The organism is Halobacillus sp. AWH4_228, from assembly GCF_056158365.1.
On the sequence record NZ_JBSWTE010000001.1, the window covers coordinates 1,093,440 to 1,114,321 of the forward strand.

At 48.2% G+C, this 20,882-nt stretch carries 23 protein-coding genes and 1 pseudogene; all 24 read left to right on the top strand.

Features of this window, described 5'->3' with window-relative positions:
- Nucleotides 1-132 precede the first annotated feature (132 nt).
- The 24 genes and pseudogenes from ACXADP_RS05305 (at nucleotide 133) to galU (ending at nucleotide 20,680) form a co-directional block, all read left to right on the top strand.
- Nucleotides 133-978 carry a DegV family protein gene (locus ACXADP_RS05305; RefSeq protein ID WP_474971023.1) on the top strand — a complete coding sequence of 282 codons (846 nt, stop codon included), beginning with the start codon at nucleotides 133-135 and terminating at the stop codon, nucleotides 976-978.
- 200 nt (nucleotides 979-1,178) lie between these two features.
- Nucleotides 1,179-2,453, top strand: coding sequence for an ATP-dependent helicase ComFA (locus ACXADP_RS05310; RefSeq protein ID WP_474971024.1), 1,275 nt, complete (start codon nucleotides 1,179-1,181; stop codon nucleotides 2,451-2,453).
- Complete coding sequence (locus ACXADP_RS05315) at nucleotides 2,450-3,112, top strand: phosphoribosyltransferase family protein (RefSeq protein ID WP_474971025.1); 663 nt, start codon at nucleotides 2,450-2,452, stop codon at nucleotides 3,110-3,112. The genes ACXADP_RS05310 and ACXADP_RS05315 overlap by 4 nt, the downstream gene beginning before the upstream one ends.
- A 75-nt stretch (nucleotides 3,113-3,187) precedes the next feature.
- Nucleotides 3,188-3,601, top strand: a complete 414-nt coding sequence (locus ACXADP_RS05320) for a TIGR03826 family flagellar region protein (protein WP_474969460.1) — start codon at nucleotides 3,188-3,190, stop codon at nucleotides 3,599-3,601.
- Between the two features lie 77 nt (nucleotides 3,602-3,678).
- The gene (gene flgM, locus ACXADP_RS05325) at nucleotides 3,679-3,942 is read left to right on the top strand and encodes a flagellar biosynthesis anti-sigma factor FlgM (RefSeq protein WP_474971026.1); all 264 of its coding nucleotides are present in this window, start codon (nucleotides 3,679-3,681) and stop codon (nucleotides 3,940-3,942) included.
- A 12-nt stretch (nucleotides 3,943-3,954) separates the two neighbouring features.
- Nucleotides 3,955-4,437 carry a flagellar protein FlgN gene (locus ACXADP_RS05330; protein WP_474971027.1) on the top strand — a complete coding sequence of 161 codons (483 nt, stop codon included), beginning with the start codon at nucleotides 3,955-3,957 and terminating at the stop codon, nucleotides 4,435-4,437.
- Nucleotides 4,438-4,454: 17 nt separating this feature from the next.
- On the top strand, nucleotides 4,455-5,996 hold the full coding sequence (gene flgK, locus ACXADP_RS05335; protein WP_474971028.1) for a flagellar hook-associated protein FlgK: 1,542 nt from the start codon (nucleotides 4,455-4,457) through the stop codon (nucleotides 5,994-5,996).
- 16 nt (nucleotides 5,997-6,012) lie between these two features.
- Nucleotides 6,013-6,885 (top strand): flagellar hook-associated protein FlgL, encoded by an 873-nt coding sequence (gene flgL, locus ACXADP_RS05340; RefSeq protein WP_474971029.1) that lies wholly within the window; start codon nucleotides 6,013-6,015, stop codon nucleotides 6,883-6,885.
- 51 nt (nucleotides 6,886-6,936) lie between these two features.
- Nucleotides 6,937-7,488 (top strand): DUF6470 family protein, encoded by a 552-nt coding sequence (locus ACXADP_RS05345; RefSeq protein WP_474971030.1) that lies wholly within the window; start codon nucleotides 6,937-6,939, stop codon nucleotides 7,486-7,488.
- 13 nt (nucleotides 7,489-7,501) lie between these two features.
- The gene (gene fliW, locus ACXADP_RS05350) at nucleotides 7,502-7,957 is read left to right on the top strand and encodes a flagellar assembly protein FliW (RefSeq protein ID WP_474971031.1); all 456 of its coding nucleotides are present in this window, start codon (nucleotides 7,502-7,504) and stop codon (nucleotides 7,955-7,957) included.
- The gene (csrA, locus tag ACXADP_RS05355; protein ID WP_027955052.1) at nucleotides 7,944-8,159 is read left to right on the top strand and encodes a carbon storage regulator CsrA; all 216 of its coding nucleotides are present in this window, start codon (nucleotides 7,944-7,946) and stop codon (nucleotides 8,157-8,159) included. The genes fliW and csrA overlap by 14 nt, the downstream gene beginning before the upstream one ends.
- A 137-nt stretch (nucleotides 8,160-8,296) precedes the next feature.
- Nucleotides 8,297-9,580, top strand: coding sequence for a flagellin N-terminal helical domain-containing protein (locus tag ACXADP_RS05360; RefSeq protein WP_474971032.1), 1,284 nt, complete (start codon nucleotides 8,297-8,299; stop codon nucleotides 9,578-9,580).
- A 344-nt stretch (nucleotides 9,581-9,924) separates the two neighbouring features.
- Nucleotides 9,925-10,038: pseudogene (locus ACXADP_RS05365) on the top strand (flagellin); the annotation flags it as partial.
- Between the two features lie 244 nt (nucleotides 10,039-10,282).
- Nucleotides 10,283-10,495 carry a flagellar protein FlaG gene (locus ACXADP_RS05370; RefSeq protein ID WP_474972292.1) on the top strand — a complete coding sequence of 71 codons (213 nt, stop codon included), beginning with the start codon at nucleotides 10,283-10,285 and terminating at the stop codon, nucleotides 10,493-10,495.
- Nucleotides 10,496-10,507: 12 nt separating this feature from the next.
- Nucleotides 10,508-12,049: a flagellar hook-associated protein 2 gene (locus ACXADP_RS05375; protein ID WP_474971033.1), complete on the top strand. Its 1,542-nt coding sequence runs from the start codon at nucleotides 10,508-10,510 to the stop codon at nucleotides 12,047-12,049.
- Nucleotides 12,050-12,077: 28 nt separating this feature from the next.
- Entirely contained in the window at nucleotides 12,078-12,467 is a 390-nt protein-coding gene (gene fliS, locus ACXADP_RS05380) for a flagellar export chaperone FliS (RefSeq protein ID WP_474969451.1), read from the top strand.
- Nucleotides 12,468-12,469: 2 nt separating this feature from the next.
- Nucleotides 12,470-12,817, top strand: coding sequence for a flagellar protein FliT (gene fliT, locus ACXADP_RS05385; protein WP_474969450.1), 348 nt, complete (start codon nucleotides 12,470-12,472; stop codon nucleotides 12,815-12,817).
- Between the two features lie 198 nt (nucleotides 12,818-13,015).
- Nucleotides 13,016-13,156: a hypothetical protein gene (locus ACXADP_RS05390; RefSeq protein WP_474971034.1), complete on the top strand. Its 141-nt coding sequence runs from the start codon at nucleotides 13,016-13,018 to the stop codon at nucleotides 13,154-13,156.
- A gap of 144 nt (nucleotides 13,157-13,300) precedes the next feature.
- On the top strand, nucleotides 13,301-14,671 hold the full coding sequence (locus ACXADP_RS05395; protein ID WP_474971035.1) for a cell wall-binding repeat-containing protein: 1,371 nt from the start codon (nucleotides 13,301-13,303) through the stop codon (nucleotides 14,669-14,671).
- Between the two features lie 247 nt (nucleotides 14,672-14,918).
- Entirely contained in the window at nucleotides 14,919-15,476 is a 558-nt protein-coding gene (hpf, locus tag ACXADP_RS05400; protein ID WP_027955061.1) for a ribosome hibernation-promoting factor, HPF/YfiA family, read from the top strand.
- A 223-nt stretch (nucleotides 15,477-15,699) separates the two neighbouring features.
- Nucleotides 15,700-15,882, top strand: coding sequence for a hypothetical protein (locus ACXADP_RS05405; protein ID WP_474969447.1), 183 nt, complete (start codon nucleotides 15,700-15,702; stop codon nucleotides 15,880-15,882).
- 117 nt (nucleotides 15,883-15,999) lie between these two features.
- On the top strand, nucleotides 16,000-18,513 hold the full coding sequence (secA, locus tag ACXADP_RS05410) for a preprotein translocase subunit SecA (protein WP_474971036.1): 2,514 nt from the start codon (nucleotides 16,000-16,002) through the stop codon (nucleotides 18,511-18,513).
- Between the two features lie 70 nt (nucleotides 18,514-18,583).
- A protein-coding gene (gene prfB / locus ACXADP_RS05415; protein ID WP_474971037.1) for a peptide chain release factor 2 occupies nucleotides 18,584-19,688 on the top strand; the annotation gives its coding sequence in 2 pieces (ribosomal slippage) (nucleotides 18,584-18,655 and nucleotides 18,657-19,688; 1,104 coding nt in all).
- 116 nt (nucleotides 19,689-19,804) lie between these two features.
- Nucleotides 19,805-20,680, top strand: a complete 876-nt coding sequence (gene galU, locus ACXADP_RS05420; RefSeq protein WP_474969444.1) for a UTP--glucose-1-phosphate uridylyltransferase GalU — start codon at nucleotides 19,805-19,807, stop codon at nucleotides 20,678-20,680.
- Nucleotides 20,681-20,882: the final 202 nt, after the last annotated feature.

The following is a 20,882-nucleotide window of genomic DNA, read 5'->3' on the forward strand; positions in this document are numbered from 1 at the left end:
TGTCTGACATCGGACAGCTGCACAGTTTGTTGGTGCAATGGCAGCGGCCTTCATGTAAAATAGGGAAGGAGAAAAAAGAAAACTATCGTACATATAAGCATAGAGGAATTTTTTTATAAGGAGCTGGGTCGGATGAAAACAGCAATCATAACGGACAGTACGGCTTACCTTCCGAAGCAAGTAAGACAAGCCCATCATATACATATGGTCCCCTTAAACGTCATCTTTGGGGAAGAATCCTATCAAGAAGAGATTGATATCAACGCCGATGATTTTTATGACATGGTCAGGGAAGGCGGGAAGCTTCCGAAAACCTCCCAGCCGTCGATCGGCATTATGACACAAAAGCTCGAGGAACTGGCGCACAACTATGACGCCGTCATTTCCATCCACTTATCCAGCGGAATCTCCGGCACCTATCAGGCGATGATGACCGCCGGGGAAATGGTGGATGATATCGACGTCCACGTGTTTGACTCGGAAATCAGCTGCCACATGCAGGGCTTTTATGCGCTTGAGGCGTCGGATATGGCCGAGCGCGGAGCGGGTCCTGACGAAATTTTGTCCCGTCTGAAGAAAATGAAGGAAACGATGCATGCCTACTTCATGGTGGATGATTTGTCCCACCTGCAGCGCGGCGGCCGTCTGAACGGAGCGCAGGCATTTGTCGGCAGTCTGCTTCAGGTGAAGCCGGTGCTGCACTTTGTGGATACGAAAATCGTTCCGTTTGAAAAAATCCGTACGCGTAAAAAAGCGCTGAAACGGATCCTTTCCCTGCTCGCAGAAAAGGTGGAGGACGGGGGAGAATACGAAGCAACCCTGATTCACGCCAACCGTCCGGATGAAGCTGCGGAATTGAAGAAAGAAATAGAATCCCGGCACGCCAATGTCCACGTGACATTAAGCTACTTCGGTCCGGTTATCGGCACCCACCTCGGTGAAGGGGCGATCGGCCTTGGCTGGTACCGTCAGTCCTGAGAATACGAGCCTGTCTGTGAGACTCAGGCAGGCTCTATTTTTCTAAGGAAGGTGACGCTGTGCTCCCGTATTTCCAACGAAAGAAACCTCAGGACTTCTCCTGGATCCCCTCCAATCCTGTTCCTCATCCACATCTCGATCTTGCCGGTAAACTCCTCCTCCCACATGAAATCCCCTACAGTCAAAAAGTAATATTAACGTTGGTTTCGAAACGAATTTTAACGAAAACAGAGAGTATGGAGCAGCACCTGTTTCAAAAACGCTGCCGCCGCTGCGGGAACACGCAGGCCCATTTGTTTGCCGAACTCCCCCATACAACCTGTGGAAAGTCGTGCGTCTACTGCCGCAACTGCATCCAAATGGGACGTGTATTGGAATGTGAGCCATTGTATATAGGAAGCGCAAACGTCCAGTGGCCTCTCTATGAGGATCCATGTGTATGGGAGGGAACGCTGACTCCCGGCCAGCAGCGGGCGGCCGATGATTTGACCGCATTGGTTCAAACCGGCTCCGGGGAACACCTCATCTGGGCTGTCTGCGGAGCTGGGAAAACAGAAGTGCTTTTTCCTGCGATTACAAAAGCATTGGAAACCGGCAAAAGAATCTGCCTTGCCACACCGAGGACCGACGTTGTCCGTGAGCTGCAGCCTCGGCTGCAGAAGGCTTTTCCTGCAGTCGATACAGCGGCTTTGTACGGGGACAGTCCGGACAAAAACGGGCGGGCTCCATTTGTCATTGCCACCACCCACCAGCTTTTCCGATTTGCACATGCTTTTGACGTGCTCATTATCGATGAAGTCGATGCCTTTCCCTTTCACAACGATCCCACGCTGCATTTTGCAGCCAAAAGAGCGGCCAAGCCGGAGGCTGCGATCATTTATTTAACCGCAACGCCACGAAAAGAACAAAAGCGAAGGCTCCGCCAAAAATCCCTCCCTGTCACTTTCATCCCGAAACGATTCCACGGTCACCCGCTCCCTGTACCTGTGTTGAAGCTGACTCCGATGCTTCACCGCTCTTTGAACCGAGGAAAGCTTCCGCAGCATCTATCGAAAACCATCTCTGAACAGCAGACCACAGCCAGGCAGCTGCTGCTTTTTCTTCCTTCCATTAAAAAGGCAGAGGAAATCGCTGCTTTCTTAAAGGAAGAAGGGTATGAGGTGAAGTCGGTCCATGCCGAAGATCATCACCGGGCAGAGAAAATTCAAAGCTTCCGCAATAAAGAGTACAGCATCCTCGTTACGACAACGATTCTAGAGCGTGGCGTGACCTTCCCGTCGGTCGATGTATACGTCATCGATGCCGGTCATGTCGTCTTTGATGAAGCGGCTCTCGTTCAGATTGCCGGCCGGGCTGGAAGAAGCGCTGACGATCCGGATGGGGATGTGCGTTTTTACCACATCGGTAAAACCGATGAGATGCTGGACGCGGTGGAAGCCATCAAAAAGATGAACAAGCTGGGGCAGAAGCTGTGAACTGTTATCTCTGCTTTTCCCCCATCGTACCGGAAGTGAACTGGACAAATTTCCTGGTGCCGGTAATCGATAAGAAAATCTGCCGGACGTGTGAAGAAGAGCTTGCGAAGCTTCCTGCTGAACGCTGCCCGATGTGTTCAAGGCCCGGAGAGGGTCTCTGCGGTGACTGTGTGCGCTGGGAAGCGACGCTTCCTGGTGTCCTTGATCAAAACGATTCGGTGTTTACGTACAATGCTTTTGCCAAAGAGCTTGTCGCCCAATGGAAATACCGTGGCGATTACGTGGCTGTGGAAGCTCTTGAAGTGATGGTGAAGGAAAAGTGGAAGGGGCTGAACCTGGATGATGATCTGACTGTCTGCGTTCCTTTGAGTTCGGAGCGGGAAAAGGAGCGCGGCTTTAATCAATCCGGGAAGATCATTGAAATGGTCGGAAAAGAATCCGCGCATCTTTTTAAACGCATTCACGGGGAAAAGCAGTCGAAGCGGAATAGACGGGCGAGGCTTGAAGCGGACAACCCCTTTTCTCTTGTAAAACCGGTAGATCAGCCGGTTATTATCGTGGATGACATTTATACAACGGGAAGAACGATCCGTCACATGGCCTCGCTGTTGAAAGAAAACGGCTGTCCCGCAGTGCGGTCATTTACAATTTTTCGATGAATCTGTCTATGAGACTTTTGAATCTTATTTTTTAACCGATATAATAAGAAAGAGAGCGTAAGGGGGACCATCGGCATGGGAGAATTAGCGAACTGTCCGCGCTGTAATGCCATATTCATAAAAGGAGCGGCGGTCATCTGTCAGGCATGCGTAAAAAAAGAGGAGCAGGACTTTCAGACGGTGTATACGTTTCTAAAGAAAAAATCCAACCGCACGGCTACGGTCAATGAAATACAAGCAAAAACCGGCGTTTCCAAGAAGCAGATCCGGGAATTCGTAAAGCAGAAAAGGCTGCACCCTTCGCAGTTTCCTTCCTTGGAATACGGATGTGAGAAGTGCGGCTCCCCCATTCAGGAAGGACGCATCTGTTCCAGCTGCAGCAGAGAACTCGGAGCAGAGTTGGAGCAGGTAACGCGCAACGAGCAGTTTGCTGATCGGATCAAGGAAAAAGTGTCTCGTAAGACTTATTACTCAGTGGGAAATGATTAATTTGGATGATGGATGGAGCGATTCCTTTTCCGATATATAGAGTATAACGAAACGGACACGTAAGTGAGGTGTATCTAATGAAAATCAATCGACCGCATCATACTCAGATGAACCCTTATCAAAAACAGTTGAATCAGCAGGCAGAAGTCAAAACTCATCAGGCGAAGGATAAGCTGGAAATCTCTCCGCAGGCGAAGCAGATGCAGGAGAATGATACGGTATCTCCGATGCGACAGAAACTCGTGGAACAGATCAAGCATGATGTGGATACGGGCAATTATCAGGTGGATGCCCAGGCATCAGCGAAAAAGATGATCGATTTCTTTTCAAACAAAGAATAAAGGAGCATCACCATGACGATCGGTACCATCATAACTCTCATGAACAAACTGACTCAGCTGCATAAAAGCCTGCTTACGGTATCGCACACCAAAACAGAGGCGTTGAAGCATAATGAAACGGACAAAATGCAGAAACTGCTGCAGCAGGAGCGTAAGCATGTGCAGGCTGTGAAACAGATGGAAAAGCAGCGGACGGAAGCGGCGGAGCAGTGGTTTAAGGAGAAGGGGCATACGGGACAGGACGAGACCGTTTCCGCAATGCTCCAGCTTCTTTCAGGTGAGGAAAAAGAGGAGCTGCAGCGTGCGTATGAAGCGCTCATCTTCGTTTTATCTGACTTGAAACAGCAGGAGGCTTTGAATGCGGAGCTCATCCAACAGTCGATGCAGTTTATCAGCCTGTCACTGAATACACTGGAGCCGTCCATCCAGTCGTTGAATTACGGAAAACAAAAGCAGGAAGCGCCGAAGCGCTCCCTGTTTGATTCGAAAGCTTAAATAGAGGAGCAGCACATATGACATCTACGTTTCACGGGCTTGAAGTAGCCAAACGCGGCTTGTTTACCCAGCAGGCTGCCTTATACACAACCTCTCATAATATCGCCAACGCCAACACCGAAGGATATACGAGACAGCGCGTCAATTTCGAGCAGACCGGTCCATATCCTGCCGCTTCGAGAAACCGTCCGGAAATTCCCGGTCAGATGGGAAGCGGTGTGCAGGCAGCTTCCATTGAGCGCGTGCGTGTCGGTTTTCTTGATCAACAGTACCGCGGGGAAGCCAGTAAAGCGGGCTATTATGATTCACGCTCGGACGCTCTTGCGCGTCTGGAAAGCGTCATGAACGAACCTTCCGAGGATGGTTTATCCAGCACGATGGACCGTTTCTGGGGAGCCCTTCAGGATTTGTCCGTGAACCCGGAGGATTCAGGCGCCCGTTCTGTCGTCCGGCAGCGCGGCCAGGCGGTGGCCGAAACGTTCAACTATCTTTCCAACACGATCCAGACGATGCAGAAGGATGTGAAAACGGAAGTGGGCGTCACGGAAAAGTCGATCAATTCCATCGCCAACCAGATTCATAATATCAATGAGCAGATCAGTGAAGTCGAGCCCCACGGAATGGTTCCGAATGATTTGTATGATGAGCGTGACCGCTTGATCGATCAGCTTTCCGAGCACGTCAACGTACAAGTGAGCTATGAGGAGGCGTCCGCATCTGCCAGTCCGCTGGCTATGGGGAGAGCGACGATTTCCTTAGTCAATCAAGATGGTAAAGCAATGAACCCGCCGGCCACCCTTGTAGACGGAACCATCGGTGGCGGCGTGAATGAACTGGATGTCACCTATGGCGCAGACAGCGCTCTCGCTACAGGAATGACAATAGGGGGAAACACGTACACGATTGAAGAATTTTCTTCCCCCGGAAAATTGAAAGGTTTAATCGAATCCGGTGGGTATGTGGAGGCCGGAGAGAAAAAGGGCAGCTACGAAAACATGCTCTCGGATCTGGACCGGATGGCCACAGGCTTTGCGGAGGCATTCAATACCGTTCATCAAAACGGGGAGTCTTTGAACAGCATCAATAATGGAACGGCTGTACCGAAGTTTTTCGATATCGATATGTCACAGGCAAACGATGACGGCGTCGTGGAAGGCATTGCAGGGACGTTGGATTTAACGGATGAAATCAAAGCCGACGGCGACAACATCGCAGCAGCGGTGACGAATGAGTCGGGGAACGGTGAAAACGCTCGGAATCTTGCTGAAGTGAAGAACGATAATAACGCCCTTTTCGGTGAGGAAGCGTCCCTTTCCAACTTTTATGAATCCATCATTGGTACGATGGCCGTGGAAACGCAGGAAGCGGAGCGGATGTCGAAAAATGCCGGCACACTGCAGGCTTCTGTGGAGGAGCAGCGGCAGTCGGTCAGCTCTGTCTCCCTCGATGAGGAAATGGCCAATATGATCAAATATCAGCACGCCTATAATGCGGCCGCCCGTAACATTACGGTCATTGATGAAATGCTGGATACCATCATCAACCGGATGGGCGTGTAAGGAGGGAGGATAACCTATGCGCGTAACTCAATCGATGTTAGCCGGCAATATGCTGCGTAATTTAAGCAGCAGCTATGAAAACATGGGCACCTATCAGGATCAGCTGGCGACCGGGAAGAAGATCACCCGTGCCTCCCAGGACCCTGTTGTTGCGATGAAGGGCATGAATTACCGCTCCCAGCTTTCCGGCGTGGAACAGTATAAGCGGAACATCAGCGAAGTGCATAATTGGATGGACAGCAGTGATTCTTCTATGAATGAAGCCACACAGGCGATGCAGCGTGTGCGAGAGCTGACGGTTCAGGCAAGTAACGGCACGTATGAAGGAGAACAACTCGCCAACATTGCAAAAGAAATCCGCCAGTTGAAGGAGCATGTCGGAAGCATCGCCAACACGAAGGTGAACGATAAATACATCTTTAACGGAACCAATACGACAGCCGCACCGGTCAATATGGATAACACCGCTTTTACGATCAATCAAAGCGCAAGTCCGGTCATGATCGAAGTGTCGGACGGCGTCCGGATTCAGACAAACGTGAACGCCGGTAACGTGTTCAACGAAGATTTATTCAACGACCTTGAAAGCTTCGCCAATGCTTTGGAAAGTGGGACAGACCTTGATGAATTTCTTGGTAAATTCGATGGTCATATCAACAATATCGTCAATGAGCGGGCCGATCTCGGCGCACGGATGAACAGGGTCGAGTTGATTGAGGACCGTCTGGCGACTCAGGAGGTATCGGCCTCCAAGCTCGTCTCCGATAATGAAGATGCCGACATTGAAAAAGTCATCATGGATTTGAAAACACAGGAAACGATCCACAGGGCCGCTCTCGGTGCTGGCTCACGCATCATCCAGCCGACGCTGATGGACTTTCTAAGATAGGCTGCTCCCTGAAGGGACAGCCTGCTTTTTTATGAAAAGGAGAGCATCCTTATGAACATACCAAAGCTCCAGGTGCAGACGACCCAGGCGCGGCTCGGTCATCAGGTGGATGGGTCACAGCAGACGATCCGTCAACCGAAAGCGGAATTGTCCATCCAGCAGCCGGCGGCGGAAATGAATATCCGACAGCATAAAGGAAAACTGACAATCGACCAGACAAAGGCGTGGAACAATATTGATTTGAAAAGCGTGGCGAAGCGGAGTGATGAGCTTGCCGCTGATGGACGGCAGCTGTTGCTGGAAGGCATTGCCCGGATGGCGCGTGAAGGAGATGAGCTGATGAAAATCGAAAGCGGCGGCAATCCAATCGCCTCTCATGGAGAGGAAAATGCCAAGCTGGATTTTACATTTGCACCGGGAGGGCTGCCTGCGTATGACCTTGTTGACGTATCGTATGAAGCCGCTTCTGTGGAAATAGACGTAGAGCCGAAGAAGCCGGTCATTCAGGTGCAGCCGCAGAAACCACAGCATACGTATCAGCCTGGAAAAGTGAGCTTTCAGTTAGAACAGCATCCGGACGTACAGATCGACTGGAAAGTGTAAAAGGAGAATGGATATGAATATCAATACTAAGCATTTCGGTGAACTTGCTGTCGAGGAAAAAGATCTCCTCACTTTCAAGCACGGACTGCCGGGATTTGAAAATGATCATACATATGTGCTGCTGCCTGTGGATGAAAATGGTGTTTATTACGCGCTGCAGTCCGTGGACGAAGCCGAGGTGGCACTCATCGTCACCAACCCGTACCTGTTTTTTGCGGATTACGAGTTCCATATTGAAGACGCGGTCGTTGAAGAACTTAGCCTGAACGGTCCGGAAGATGTAGCCGTCTACAGTGTGCTCACATTGAAAGAGCCTTTCAAAGCCTCTACGATCAACTTGAAAGCTCCGATCGTTGTTAACGTCCATAAAAACAAGGCCAAGCAGGTCATCCTGAAAGAAGAAAGCTATCAGAGACGGCAGCTTCTTTTGACAGAGGATAAAGGCGGTGAAGCTGATGCTCGTCCTTAACCGTAAGTCCGGCGAATCGATCAAAATCGGCGATGACATCGAAATTAAAGTCGTTTCCATTGAAGGCGGACAGGTGAAGCTCGGCATCGAGGCTCCCCGTCATATCGATATCCACCGCAAGGAAGTGTATGTCAGCATTGAAGAGGAGAACAAGGAAGCCTCCGCGCTTTCAAAAAATTTACTGGATCTGCTGAAAAAATGAAAATAATCGTTAACAGTGGGAAAAGTCGTCCGATATAAGTAATGTAAAACATTACAAGAGTCGGCCGGCTTTTTGTATATATTCTAATGGATTTCACAAGGACGTGAAATCAACCATTTCAAGGAGGAATTTGTAACATGAGAATTAATCACAATATCGCGGCTTTGAATACTTATCGTCAATTGGGCTCTGCTAACAATGCGCAGTCCAACTCTATGGAAAAACTATCTTCTGGTCTTCGTATTAACAACGCATCTGATGATGCTGCTGGTCTTGCAATTTCTGAGAAGATGCGTGGGCAGATTCGTGGGTTGGATATGGCAGCTAAAAACTCCCAAGATGGGGTTTCTTTAATTCAAACTGCAGAAGGCGCTTTAAATGAAACGCATTCTATTCTTCAGCGTATGCGAGAATTGTCTGTACAAGCATCTAATGACACTAATACAGCTGATGACCGTGGAGAAATACAAAAGGAAATTGACCAATTAAACGAAGAGGTTGACCGTATAGCTAATACCACAGAATTTAATACCAAAAAGCTGTTGACTGGTGATATTGGTACTTCGGTAGATAGTGCTGGGAAGGTTAAAGGTATTCAGCAAACAGCTCAAACTGAAGCGGGAACTTATGATATTACTCTTACTACAATGGCTACAGAAGCAACTACAGGTGATGTGCTTAATGCTGATGAGAAGACAACAAATGCTGCGGGTTCATTTGATATTAATGCTAACGGAAACATAACTACTATTTCATGGGAAGCTAATGAAAGTTATGAAGATTTAGCTGCAAGAATTAACTCTAATGTTAGTGGAGTAGAAGCTACTTTTACTGATAATGGTTCAGGTAATAGTAATAATTTTGTTATCAAAACGACAAATGTCGGTTCAGATCAATCTCTAACAGTAACAGCAAGTGGGGATAATACCTTTTCAAGTGGAGACGCCTTAAATGGTACACCTGCTCAGGACACAGGTACTGACCTAGCGGCCACAGCAGAAGATGCTTCAACTAATACATTAACAGTTAGTGTAGATGGTAACAAACTTATGCTATCTGGCTATGGTTCTGATGGTCTATCAATGACAGCGACGGATACAGGTACAGTCGCTGTGACCGTTGGTGGAGCTCTAAGTATGCATATTGGTGCTAATGAAAATCAAACTATGAGCATAGATATTAATGCTATGGATTCTACAAACCTTGGAATTAATAATGTTGATGTAACTTCTTCTACCGGTGCTGAGAAATCTATTACAGCAATAGATGATGCTATTAAAACTGTATCTGCAGAGCGATCAAAGCTAGGTGCTTTTCAAAATCGACTAGACCATACTATTAATAACCTAGGAACATCTTCTGAAAACTTAACTGCTGCGGAATCTCGTATCCGTGACGTAGATTATGCTTTAGCTGCCTAAGTAGTGACAAGCACAGTCGTCCTGACTGGTAACGGTCAGCGATCATTATTGGGTGAATTGCTGGAAACCCCTGAGAACTTTTCTTACCACAACGTAATTGGAAACGATAAGCGTGAAGGTTAACAAAAGAAAAGATTGGGCAATCAGCAGCCAAGCTCCTGTCTCGAAAGAGTGGAGAAGGTTCAACGACTAGGATAAACCATCTAAAGCAAATGCAAGGATGATGAAATCCATAGGTGAAACAATGTATCATCAGCATTGTGAATCCGAAGTGCCCGACCCCTCCTGGATTACTAGAGGGTGAAGATATAGTCTGGTCATTTGTGAAAGCAAATGTTCGCACGATGGCGAAGGAAATGATGAACCAAACAAAGAACTCCATCCTTTCTCAAGCTGCACAGGCGATGCTTGCACAAGCAAACCAACAGCCACAGGGAGTTCTTCAACTTCTACGTTAATATTCATTTTCCAAGAGACTTCAGTTTACTGGAGTCTCTTTTTCATTTCCCCTTCAACTTCCTCAAAACGCTCCGATATAAAAAGAAAACCGTATAGGAGTTGTTGAAGGTGCATCTGCCCACACGCGTCACCCCCTCACAACCCCTGCAGAGCACCTATAAGCCACATAACCCAACGACATCTGTTCAGGACGTACAGGAGAAGAGATAAGCGTATTCTTTTCCTGCTGGTGAAAAAGAAAAGCTGACGCAGTTGACGGACAGCTTGAATGATATTTTCCAATCGTTACAAACATCCTTGCGCTTTAAGTTCCACGATAAGCTCGGGGAATATTATGTAACCGTCGTCAATAATGAAACCGACGAAGTGATTAAGGAAATTCCGCCGAAGAAGATGTTGAATCTGTATGCATCGATTGCGGAATCGATCGGCATCATTGTCGACCATAAAATATAAGAAGGTGAAATCATGAGTGATATGCGGATCGGAGGCCTGGCTTCCGGGATGGATATTGACGGTATCGTCAAGGATCTGATGAATGCGGAGAAACAGCCGTTAAACAAAATGGAGCAGGATAAGGAATGGCTCACATGGCAGCGGGATTCGTACCGTGATGTGAACAAGCAGTTGAAGGAACTTGATGATATGGCCTTTAACATGAAGCTGCAGTCAACATTCAATTCCAAAACAGCGACTTCTTCGAGTTCAGCCGTTTCTGCAACAGCCAACTCTTCCGCTGGAAACGGCGATTATACGTTGAGCGTGGAACAGTTGGCGACGGCTGCCTACAACTATAGTGAAGAAAAGATTACAAAAGATGGTTCGTCATTTGATCCGAGTGCTTCGTTAAGCAGCCAGCAGAACAGCTTCAAAAATGGTCTGACGCTTGGCGAGACATTTTCGATAACGACGTATAATGAAGACGGCTCAAAAAATACGAAGTCGTTCGAAGTGACCGGAGACAAGTCACTGAATGACGTTCTCTCTGAAATCAGCAAGTCTGACCTCGGTGTCCGTGCGTTTTATGATAAAAGTGCGGATAAAGTGATGCTTGAACGGACCGTGACCGGAAACTTCAATCAGGATGATAATGAATTCTTAGGTGCGGAAATTGGTTTTGATGGAAGTGCCTCGTTTCTGTCTACGACCCTTGGCATTAAGAATGGGGATAACTCCTCCGGCTCGTGGAAGCTGAATGAAAAAGGCGGACAGGATGCGAAGTTCACCTATAACAACGGGCTGGAAATATCGTCGAAGACCAACAACTACACGTTGAATGGTGTGAACTTTACCTTCAACGAAGTGACCGATGGCAACGTCAAGGTCAATGTGACCAACAATGTGGATGATGCGTTTGATAAGATTGTTAAATTCGTCGATAAATACAATCAGATCATTGAGGATTTGAACGGGAAGGTACAGGAAAAGAAAAACCGTGATTATCCACCACTGACAGCCGAACAGAAAGAGGATATGGAAGAGAAGGAAATCGAGCTGTGGGAAGAGCAGGCGAAGAGCGGGATGCTCCGCAATGATACCGCTGTTTCTGGAGCGCTCAGCAAAATGCGGGGAAACTGGTACACACCTGTTCAGACAGACGGGGCGTTTTCCATGCTGTCGCAGGTCGGCATCACATCCTCCTCCAACTACCGTGACGGCGGTAAGCTCATCGTTGACGAGGACGATTTGAAGAATGCCCTTCGCAACGACCCGGAATCGGTTTATCAGCTGTTTACGGGTACAGAGGAGAATCCCGGTATTGCACGGCGTCTGGAAACGACGATCGACAGCACCGTGAAATCGATCGAGCAAAAGGCAGGAAAAGCGACGACGCTTGATAACAATTTCCTGCTCGGCCGTCAGATTGAAGATTTAGATGATGAAATGGACAGCTTCCAGGACCGCTTGAATCAAATCGAAGACCGCTACTGGAGAGAGTTTACCGCGATGGAGAAGGCCATTTCACAGATGAACTCCCAGTCAGCTTTTATTATGCAGAACTTTGGCTAAACGTTATAAAAAAAGGAGTGTTGAATAGATGTCTATTCAAGCCTATCAAAACAACTCAGTGGAAACAGCCTCCCCCGGCGAACTGACACTCATGCTCTACAACGGCTGCATCAAATTCATCAAGGCAGCGGGAAAAGCAATGGAGCAGAAAGATATAGAAAGTAAAAATACGAATATCCAAAAAGCCCAGCGCATCATCCAGGAACTGATGGTGACGATGGACCAGAATACAGACATCAGCGCACAGGTGCTTCCGCTGTATGACTATATGAACCGCCGTCTGATCGAAGCGAATACGAAAAATGATGGAGCCATCCTTGATGAAGTGGAAGGGCTCGTTGTCGAGTTCCGCGATACGTGGAAGCAGGTTATCCTGCAGACGAGAAAATCCCAGTACGCTCAGGGCGGAAACGCGTAACGATGGTGTGGCAGACATTTTTAACGCTGACGAAAGAACTGGAGGAAATGGTTCACCAGCCCTCCTCTCAGACTCGCTCTCAGCGGATGGAACGTATCAATGACCTGTTAGAAAAACGCCGGGAACTGTTATCCAAGCTGCCGCAGCCTTCGACGGATGAAGAAAAAGCGATCGTACAGGAAGTGAAGAAGCGGGACTTGATGATCAATCAGAAGATGGAGTTCCTGCTTATGGATTTGAAGAATCAGATGCGGAATAATAAAAAGCAGAAATCCAGTAAACAGCGATACATCAATCCGTACCAAAGCGTATCGACCTATGACGGCATGTATTTGGATCACAAAAAATAGAAAGAGAGATTCCGCTGTCTTTTCCAACCCGTGAACAGTACACGATGCTTCGTGCTTATCAGGAGCTTGTCCACACCACTCAGGAGGGCCTGGACTATTTAACAGACCTTTCCATCGCCACAGGCTCCTGATGTTTTTCAGGATGTGCTGCTGGCTTTCCAACAGTTGAACGCCACTCATGGGAAAATGGGTGGGCTGATGGAAGGTGATTTGCTGAAGGATTTTCTACATATCGTTGAAATGCTCGAAGGCTGGTTTGACATTTCCTCTCAGGAGAAGTCCATTCATCTGTCTGAAGTAGTCCCGCCTGCCTACGCGGCATGGTCAGAAAAAATCTAGTCCGCCCTGGACCCTTATATCGTGCACTAGTAAAGAAGTATCAGGATCCTGATGCTTCTTTTGTTTTGGTTAGAAGGTAGATTTCATGACTAATCTCCTATATAATCCCATGGTGGAACCATACATAAAAAGGGGAGAGGTTATATGAAGAAATGGTTAGGACTGGCAGCCACCGCTTTGGCAGCGGCAGGATTGTTTCAAGCATCAACCGTCGAGGCAGCGCAAGACCCCATCGAGGTAGAGAAAGTCGAAGCACAGAATACATATGAAGAAAAGGAACCAAACGATGGACGGGAAAATGCCACGCAAGTTCCGTTGAATTCCTACATTTCCGGAGAATTTACGGACGAGGATGTGGATTACTACCGTGTAGAGGTGAATGGGGATGCAACGGTTCAATTTACCTTTCATCTATTTGAGTATGTAGAGGAAAAAACGGATATGAAGTTTCAAGGCAGACTCCTGACCGAACAGGGAGAGGTTTTGCCACCTTATAGCATGAATGGAAATGAATATGGTTACATAGAGTCCCATCTTTTAGATCCGGGCGTCTACTATATGAAAGTATGGGATAAGGCGGACCTTGCGGATGGCAGCACCTACTATCTAGGTACTGGAGCAGAACTTTTAGACGCATCCGCAGAAAGAATCTGGGGAGTCGACCGCTACTGGACAGCCGCCAACATTGCAAGATATGGCGATGCGGACCGTTACCCATCTGAAAATGTTGTGCTGGCAACCGGAGAGGATTTTCCTGACGCACTGGCAGGAGCTCCATTAGCAGAGCACCTCGATGCACCGATCCTGTTGACGCGGGAGGACGAAGTTCCTGGAATCACAGAACAAGTGATGAACAGCTTAGATACCGAAAAAGTGACGATTCTTGGCGGAACAGGCGCTGTTTCTGCTGATGTAGAAACGTATTTGGAAAATGTTCTTGGAATGGAAGTCGACCGCATTTCCGGAAAAAACCGCTATGAAACCGCCGCAGCGATTGCGGACCGTCTCCCTGAAAGTGATCAAGCGGTCGTCGCCTACGGACGCAATTTCCCGGATGCGCTTTCTATCGCCCCGATCGCGGCTGGAAAAGGGATGCCGATTCTCTTAACCGAACAGGATGAACTTCCGGAAGCAACAGAGCAAAGTCTGAAAAACTATGGTGAAAGCATCGCGGTCGGAGGGACAGGAGTAATCAGCTCTGATGTACTCGCTGACATGCCGAAAGCAGAGCGAATATCTGGGAAGAACCGTTACCTGACGTCGCTTGCCGTCGTGGAACACTTCAACGTCGGAGGAGTGAAAGCGAGCTTTGCGACAGGGTCCCATTTTGCTGATGCCCTTGCCGGCTCTGTGAACGATGTCGACCAGCCGCTTCTTCTGACACCGAAAGATGAACTGAACGAAGAGATCAAAGCTTACCTAAGAGATCAGCAGATGTTTAATTTTAACATTTTCGGCGGTCCAGCTGCTGTTGAAGATAGTGTTTTCTTAGAATTAGAATCACTATATGAATAAAAAGGAAAGTCAGCCTCATACAGGCTGACTTTTTAATTTTATCTTTTTGTAAGGTTATGACGGAAACGGCGGTTCATCTATCATTTTGACAAAATCCATCCCTGTTTCATCCACGTTTTCATTGTCATGGGACAAATTCCAGCAAATACCGACATAAAAATGACACAATTTTAAGAAAGTTTATGCAGGAAAGGCCGTGGGTATGATAGAATATATATCACATAAGGATGAAAGGAGGACACTTCTAATGCTACAGTACAACATTCGTGGTGAGAACCTTGAAGTGACGGATTCTATTAAAGAATATGTGGAGAAAAAGGTGGGCAAGCTTGAACGCTACTTTGACACTCCCCCGTCCTCTGAGGTGCACGTAAATTTAAGTGTCTATAATGATGAGCAGACAATCGAGGTCACAATCCCGATGAAAAATCTACTACTCCGAGCGGAGGAGCATAATACAGATTTATACGCTGCCATCGACCTTGTGGTTGATAAATTAGAACGACAGATCCGTAAGCATAAAACGAAGGTAAACCGCCGATTCCGTCAGGAGGGTGCACCAAAATACGTATTTGCCGAATTAGAGCGTGAAGCCAACCAGGAGCAGATGCAGTCGGATGATGAATTCGATGTGGAAATCGTGAAAACGAAACGCTTTGACCTGAAACCGATGGATAGTGAAGAAGCGGCCCTTCAAATGGATATGCTCGGCCACAACTTCTTCGTCTTTACAAATGCAAATACTGATGAAACAAATATCGTATACAAACGACGTGACGGCCGCTACGGTTTAATTGAAACGTAATCTATGAATGAAAAGAAAAAGCATTCCTGTTTTGACAGGGATGCTTTTCTTTTTGGGAAAATTCCAGAAAACCAAAAAAGGAGAATCGTTCCCTTTCAAAACCCGCATTTTCCACTGAGAAAACCTCCATTTTTAACCAGCTCTTCCTGCTGAAACCTCCATTTTACATATGTGCATGCTTCCTCTTGCTGTAGTATAACTAAAGCAACAGGGAGGTGATGAGATGACCTGCAGAAACTGTCATGACGTGGATCAACGTTTGAAGCAGCAGGAAGATACAATCGTCCAGCTTGTCCACATCATCGGCTCCACCAATAAGCGTGTAAAAGAACTGAACGAAAGACAGCTCCAGCTTCAGCCGCTTTTCCTAAATGAACCCGCCCCAGCCACTACTTCAACAACATAAATCCCCGGTGACTAAAGCCCCGCTCTTGAATTGTCAGGCCGCTTCTCTTAGTGTTATGATAAGAGATGGACTGAACTACACAACCGAAGATTGGAAATCAATAGAGGAGCGGTTGCAATGCTTGGAACTTTAAAGAAAATCTTTGGCGACGGCAATACTCGTCAACTGAAACGATTAGAAAAGATCGCTGATGATATTGATGCAATGGAATCAGACATCGAGAAATTGTCAGAGGAAGATTTAAAGAATAAGACGGCAGAATTCAAAGAACGCTATCAAAATGGCGAGAAATTAGATGATATGTTAGTCGAAGCCTTCGCGGTTGTCCGTGAAGCTTCGAAACGTGTGTTGAATATGCGCCCGTTCCGCGTCCAGCTCATGGGTGCGATCGCCCTTCACGAAGGGAACATTGCAGAGATGAAGACAGGGGAAGGTAAAACCCTTGCCTCTACCATGCCTGCGTACTTGAACGCCCTCACAGGCAAAGGCGTCCACATCATTACTGTGAACGACTACCTGGCGAGCCGTGACTCGACGGATATGGGTGAGCTTTATCAGTATCTAGGGCTGACGGTCGGATTGAACTCCAACGGCATGTCCAAGGATGAGAAAAGAGAAGCTTACAACGCTGACATCACGTACGGAACGAACAATGAGTTCGGCTTTGACTACCTGCGTGACAACATGGTGCTCTATAAAGAGCAGATGGTCCAGCGTCCGCTGCATTATGCCATCATTGACGAAGTTGACTCGATTTTAATTGATGAGGCGCGTACACCGCTGATCATATCCGGATCTGCTTCAAAATCCGCCGACCTTTATGTTGGTGCCAATTCGTTTGTTCGTCTGCTTGCCCGTGAAGAGGACTTTACGTACGATGAAAAAACGAAAAACGTCCAGCTTACAGAAGAAGGGATTAACAAAGCGGAGCGTTTCTTCAAGATTGAAAACCTGTTCGATCTTTCCAACGTATCGCTCATTCACCACATCAACCAGGGCCTGAAGGCGCACACGTCGATGCAGCGTGATACCGATTATGTGGTGGAAGAAGGAGAAGTGGTCATCGTCGACCAGTTCACCGGACGTTTAATGAAAGGCCGCCGCTACAGCGATGGCCTCCACCAGGCGATTGAAGCGAAGGAAGGTCTTGAAATCCAGAACGAAAGCCAGACGCTCGCTTCCATCACGTTCCAGAACCTTTTCCGTATGTACGAAAAGCTTTCCGGTATGACCGGTACTGCGAAAACCGAGGAAGAGGAATTCATGAATATCTACAACATGCGTGTTGTCGTGATTCCGACGAACCGTGATATTCAGCGTGATGATAAAGCCGACCTCGTTTACAAAACGATGGACGGGAAGTTCAAGGCGGTTGTCGAGGATATTAAAAACCGTCATGAAAACGGCCAGCCCGTGCTTGTCGGTACGGTAGCAGTGGAAACGTCTGAAATCATCTCCCGCTATCTGACAAAAGCAGGCGTGCCGCATAATGTCCTGAACGCAAAAAACCACTTCCGTGAAGCGGAAATCATCGAAAACGCCGGACAGAAGGGTGCCGTAACGATTGCGACGAACATGGCCGGTCGTGGTACAGATATCAAGCTCGGCGACGGCGTAACAGAAGCCGGCGGCCTGGCGGTCATTGGTACTGAGCGTCACGAATCACGCCGGATCGATAACCAGCTGCGTGGTCGTGCCGGACGTCAGGGGGACCCGGGGATGTCCCAGTTCTACCTGGCGACAGATGATGAACTGATGCGCCGCTTCGCCTCCGACAACATCCGCAACATGATGGACCGTCTCGGTATGGACGATTCCCAGCCGATTGAGAGTAAAATGATCTCCCGTGCAGTGGAATCGGCGCAGAAACGTGTGGAAGGGAACAACTTCGATGCTCGTAAGACGATCCTTTCCTACGATGATGTGCTCCGTCAGCAGCGTGAAGTAATCTACAAGCAGCGTTATGAAGTGCTCACATCTGAAAATCTTCGTGAAATCATCGAAGGGATGATCGATCGTACGGTGGCTCAAACCGTTGATGTCCACACGAGTGAAGAGGAAGATGAAAACTGGGAGCTTGAGAGCGTTATCGATTATCTTCGTGCCAACCTGCTCTTTGAAGGTGACGTCACCGTTGAAGATTTGAAAGGAAAAGATCCGGAAGAAATGAAGGAGCTTATCCTGGCTAAAGTGAAGGAACGTTATGACGAGAAGGAAGAAGAGCTGACACCGGAGCAGATGCGTGAGTTCGAAAAAGTCATCCTGCTTCGCACGGTCGACCAGAAATGGATGGATCACATCGATCAGATGGACCAGCTCCGGCAGGGTATTCACCTGCGTGCTTATGGACAGAACGATCCGCTTCGGGAATATAACTTCGAAGGCTTCCGTATGTTTGAACAGATGGTGGCAAGCATCGATGAGGAAGTGGCCCGTTATGTCATGAAGGCGCAGATCCGCAGCAACCTGCAGCGCCAGGAAGTGGCGAAAGGTGCAACAGCCGTTTCCGGCGGGGAAGAAAGCAAGGAATCGAAAAAGAAAAATCCTTACGTAAGAAAAGACACCGTCGGCCGCAATGACCCTTGTCCTTGCGGAAGCGGCAAGAAGTATAAAAATTGCCATGGTAAATAACCAGTGGGACACTCTCTTTTTACAGAGAGTGTCTTCCCTTGTGTTTAGAATAATAGAGGAGTGATTCAACATGGATATGGCAGAAATCCGTCATGAATTAGATAAAACAGCTGAGAAATTAGCGGACTTCAGGGGGTCTCTTTGACGTCGATCAAAGAAAAACCCGCATTGCTGAACTAGAAGAACAGATGACAGAGCCGGGCTTCTGGGATGACCAGAATACCGCGCAGAAGGTCATTGATGAAGTGAACGGCCTGAAAGGTCTCGTTCACACATTGGAAGAGCATGAGGAAACACATGAGAATCTGGAAGTTTCCTATGAGCTTGTCAAAGAAGAAGAGGACGAAGAGCTTTTAGAGGACCTCGTTCAGGAAGTGCAGAAGCTGTCGAACGACTTGAACCAGTTTGAGCTGAACATCCTGCTCAGTGAGCCGTACGACAAGAACAACGCGATTCTCGAACTGCACCCGGGTGCCGGTGGTACAGAGTCTCAGGACTGGGCGAGCATGCTGCTTCGTATGTATACACGCTGGGCAGAGAAGAAAGGTTTCTCTGTGCAGACGATGGATTACCTACCCGGCGATGAAGCGGGCGTGAAGAGTGTGACCCTGCTTATTAAAGGTCACAACGCCTACGGCTACCTGAAAGCGGAAAAAGGCGTGCACCGTCTCGTCCGTATTTCCCCGTTCGACTCTTCCGGCCGTCGTCACACGTCATTCGTATCGTGTGAAGTGATGCCTGAGTTCAACGATGAAATTGAGATTGATGTACGCACAGAAGATCTGAAAATCGATACGTATCGTGCCAGCGGTGCCGGTGGTCAGCACGTCAACACCACAGACTCTGCGGTTCGTATTACCCACACCCCGACGAACACGGTTGTAACGTGCCAGTCGGAGCGTTCTCAGATTAAGAACCGTGAACAGGCGATGAAGATGTTGAAGTCTAAGCTGTATCAGCTTGAAATCGAGCGTCAGCAGCAGGAACTTGACGACATCCGCGGCGAGCAGAAGGAAATCGGCTGGGGAAGCCAGATCCGCTCCTATGTGTTCCACCCGTACTCCATGGTCAAAGACCACCGTACGAATGAAGAAGTCGGAAACACGCAGGGCGTCATGGACGGCGGCCTTGATAAATTTATCGATGCCTACCTGCGCTCGCAGATGGACGGTTAATAACAAAGACTCTCACTTTGCTGTGAGGGTCTTTTTTGTGTGGGGAACAGCTGTCCAATCGAGGCCGTTTCTGCTAGTATAAAAGGGCATACATAATTTGGAGGAGGCGTCACGACATGAAGGTGAAAAAAGCGATCATTCCCGCCGCCGGTCTTGGAACGAGGTTCCTTCCGGCTACAAAGGCGATGCCGAAGGAAATGCTTCCGATTGTTGATAAGCCGACCATACAGTACATTGTCGAAGAAGCGATCCAGTCGGGGATCGAAGATATTATCATCGTTACCGGGAAAGGGAAAAGGGCGATTGAAGACCATTTTGACCATGCTTTTGAGCTGGAGGATAACCTTTATAAAAAAGGGAAGATCGATCTGCTTGAAGAAGTACAGCAGTCCGCAGAAGTGGATATCCACTACATCCGTCAGAAAGAGCCGAAGGGCCTCGGCCATGCCGTCTGGTGTGCCCGGAAGTTTATTGGCCATGAACCTTTTGCGGTCCTCCTCGGGGATGATATTGTCCGCTCCGATGAGCCGTGTCTGAAACAGCTGATCGATCAGTATGAAGAGACGCAGTCGTCTGTGATCGGTGTGAAGCAGGTGCCGGAAGATGAGACAGACCGCTACGGCATTATCGCTCCGAAGGATCAGCAGGGCCGCCGCTATGAAGTCGAACATTTTGTCGAAAAGCCGGCGGTAGAGGACGCTCCGTCCAACCTGGCCATCATCGGCCGCTACGTATTCACGCCGGAAATTATGGACCTGTTGGAAACACAGGAGACAGGAGCCGGTGGGGAAATCCAGCTGACCGATGCGATAGAACGCCTCAACCTCGATCAGCCGGTGTACGGCTATGAGTTCAAGGGAGACCGCTATGATGTCGGAGATCAGCTTGGATTCATAAAAACGACGCTTGCCATTGCGATGGAAAGAGACAACATGCGCGAGGATGTGCTCGAACTGCTTGCGGAAGTTATGGAAAAGCAGGAATCCAGATAAGCCATACGAAGAGAGCCCAATCCAGGGCTCTCTTCTTTTCTGCTCCTGCATAGATCGTATCATCAGGTGAACACTAAAAAGGGCGTCAGGCCGCTCCTTTACCGTGTTAATACGTTATTCCGCTCTTATTTACACCCTCTGAATGGAATGGTATACTCCATACGGTTTTAGAAGTACGTATACATAGGGAGAGTTGAACATC

Excerpts from the sequence above, each read along its gene's own strand:
- flgM (WP_474971026.1), top strand. The coding sequence starts at position 3,679 with ATGAAAATCAATCGACCGCATCATACTCAGATGAACCCTTATCAAAAA.
- secA (WP_474971036.1), top strand. The coding sequence starts at position 16,000 with ATGCTTGGAACTTTAAAGAAAATCTTTGGCGACGGCAATACTCGTCAA.
- ACXADP_RS05320 (WP_474969460.1), top strand. The coding sequence starts at position 3,188 with ATGGGAGAATTAGCGAACTGTCCGCGCTGTAATGCCATATTCATAAAA.
- ACXADP_RS05360 (WP_474971032.1), top strand. The coding sequence starts at position 8,297 with ATGAGAATTAATCACAATATCGCGGCTTTGAATACTTATCGTCAATTG.
- ACXADP_RS05405 (WP_474969447.1), top strand. The coding sequence starts at position 15,700 with ATGACCTGCAGAAACTGTCATGACGTGGATCAACGTTTGAAGCAGCAG.
- csrA (WP_027955052.1), top strand. The coding sequence starts at position 7,944 with ATGCTCGTCCTTAACCGTAAGTCCGGCGAATCGATCAAAATCGGCGAT.
- flgL (WP_474971029.1), top strand. The coding sequence starts at position 6,013 with ATGCGCGTAACTCAATCGATGTTAGCCGGCAATATGCTGCGTAATTTA.
- ACXADP_RS05395 (WP_474971035.1), top strand. The coding sequence starts at position 13,301 with ATGAAGAAATGGTTAGGACTGGCAGCCACCGCTTTGGCAGCGGCAGGA.
- galU (WP_474969444.1), top strand. The coding sequence starts at position 19,805 with ATGAAGGTGAAAAAAGCGATCATTCCCGCCGCCGGTCTTGGAACGAGG.
- ACXADP_RS05390 (WP_474971034.1), top strand. The coding sequence starts at position 13,016 with ATGGAAGGTGATTTGCTGAAGGATTTTCTACATATCGTTGAAATGCTC.
- ACXADP_RS05375 (WP_474971033.1), top strand. The coding sequence starts at position 10,508 with ATGAGTGATATGCGGATCGGAGGCCTGGCTTCCGGGATGGATATTGAC.
- hpf (WP_027955061.1), top strand. The coding sequence starts at position 14,919 with ATGCTACAGTACAACATTCGTGGTGAGAACCTTGAAGTGACGGATTCT.
- ACXADP_RS05345 (WP_474971030.1), top strand. The coding sequence starts at position 6,937 with ATGAACATACCAAAGCTCCAGGTGCAGACGACCCAGGCGCGGCTCGGT.
- fliS (WP_474969451.1), top strand. The coding sequence starts at position 12,078 with ATGTCTATTCAAGCCTATCAAAACAACTCAGTGGAAACAGCCTCCCCC.
- flgK (WP_474971028.1), top strand. The coding sequence starts at position 4,455 with ATGACATCTACGTTTCACGGGCTTGAAGTAGCCAAACGCGGCTTGTTT.
- fliT (WP_474969450.1), top strand. The coding sequence starts at position 12,470 with ATGGTGTGGCAGACATTTTTAACGCTGACGAAAGAACTGGAGGAAATG.
- ACXADP_RS05305 (WP_474971023.1), top strand. The coding sequence starts at position 133 with ATGAAAACAGCAATCATAACGGACAGTACGGCTTACCTTCCGAAGCAA.
- ACXADP_RS05330 (WP_474971027.1), top strand. The coding sequence starts at position 3,955 with ATGACGATCGGTACCATCATAACTCTCATGAACAAACTGACTCAGCTG.
- fliW (WP_474971031.1), top strand. The coding sequence starts at position 7,502 with ATGAATATCAATACTAAGCATTTCGGTGAACTTGCTGTCGAGGAAAAA.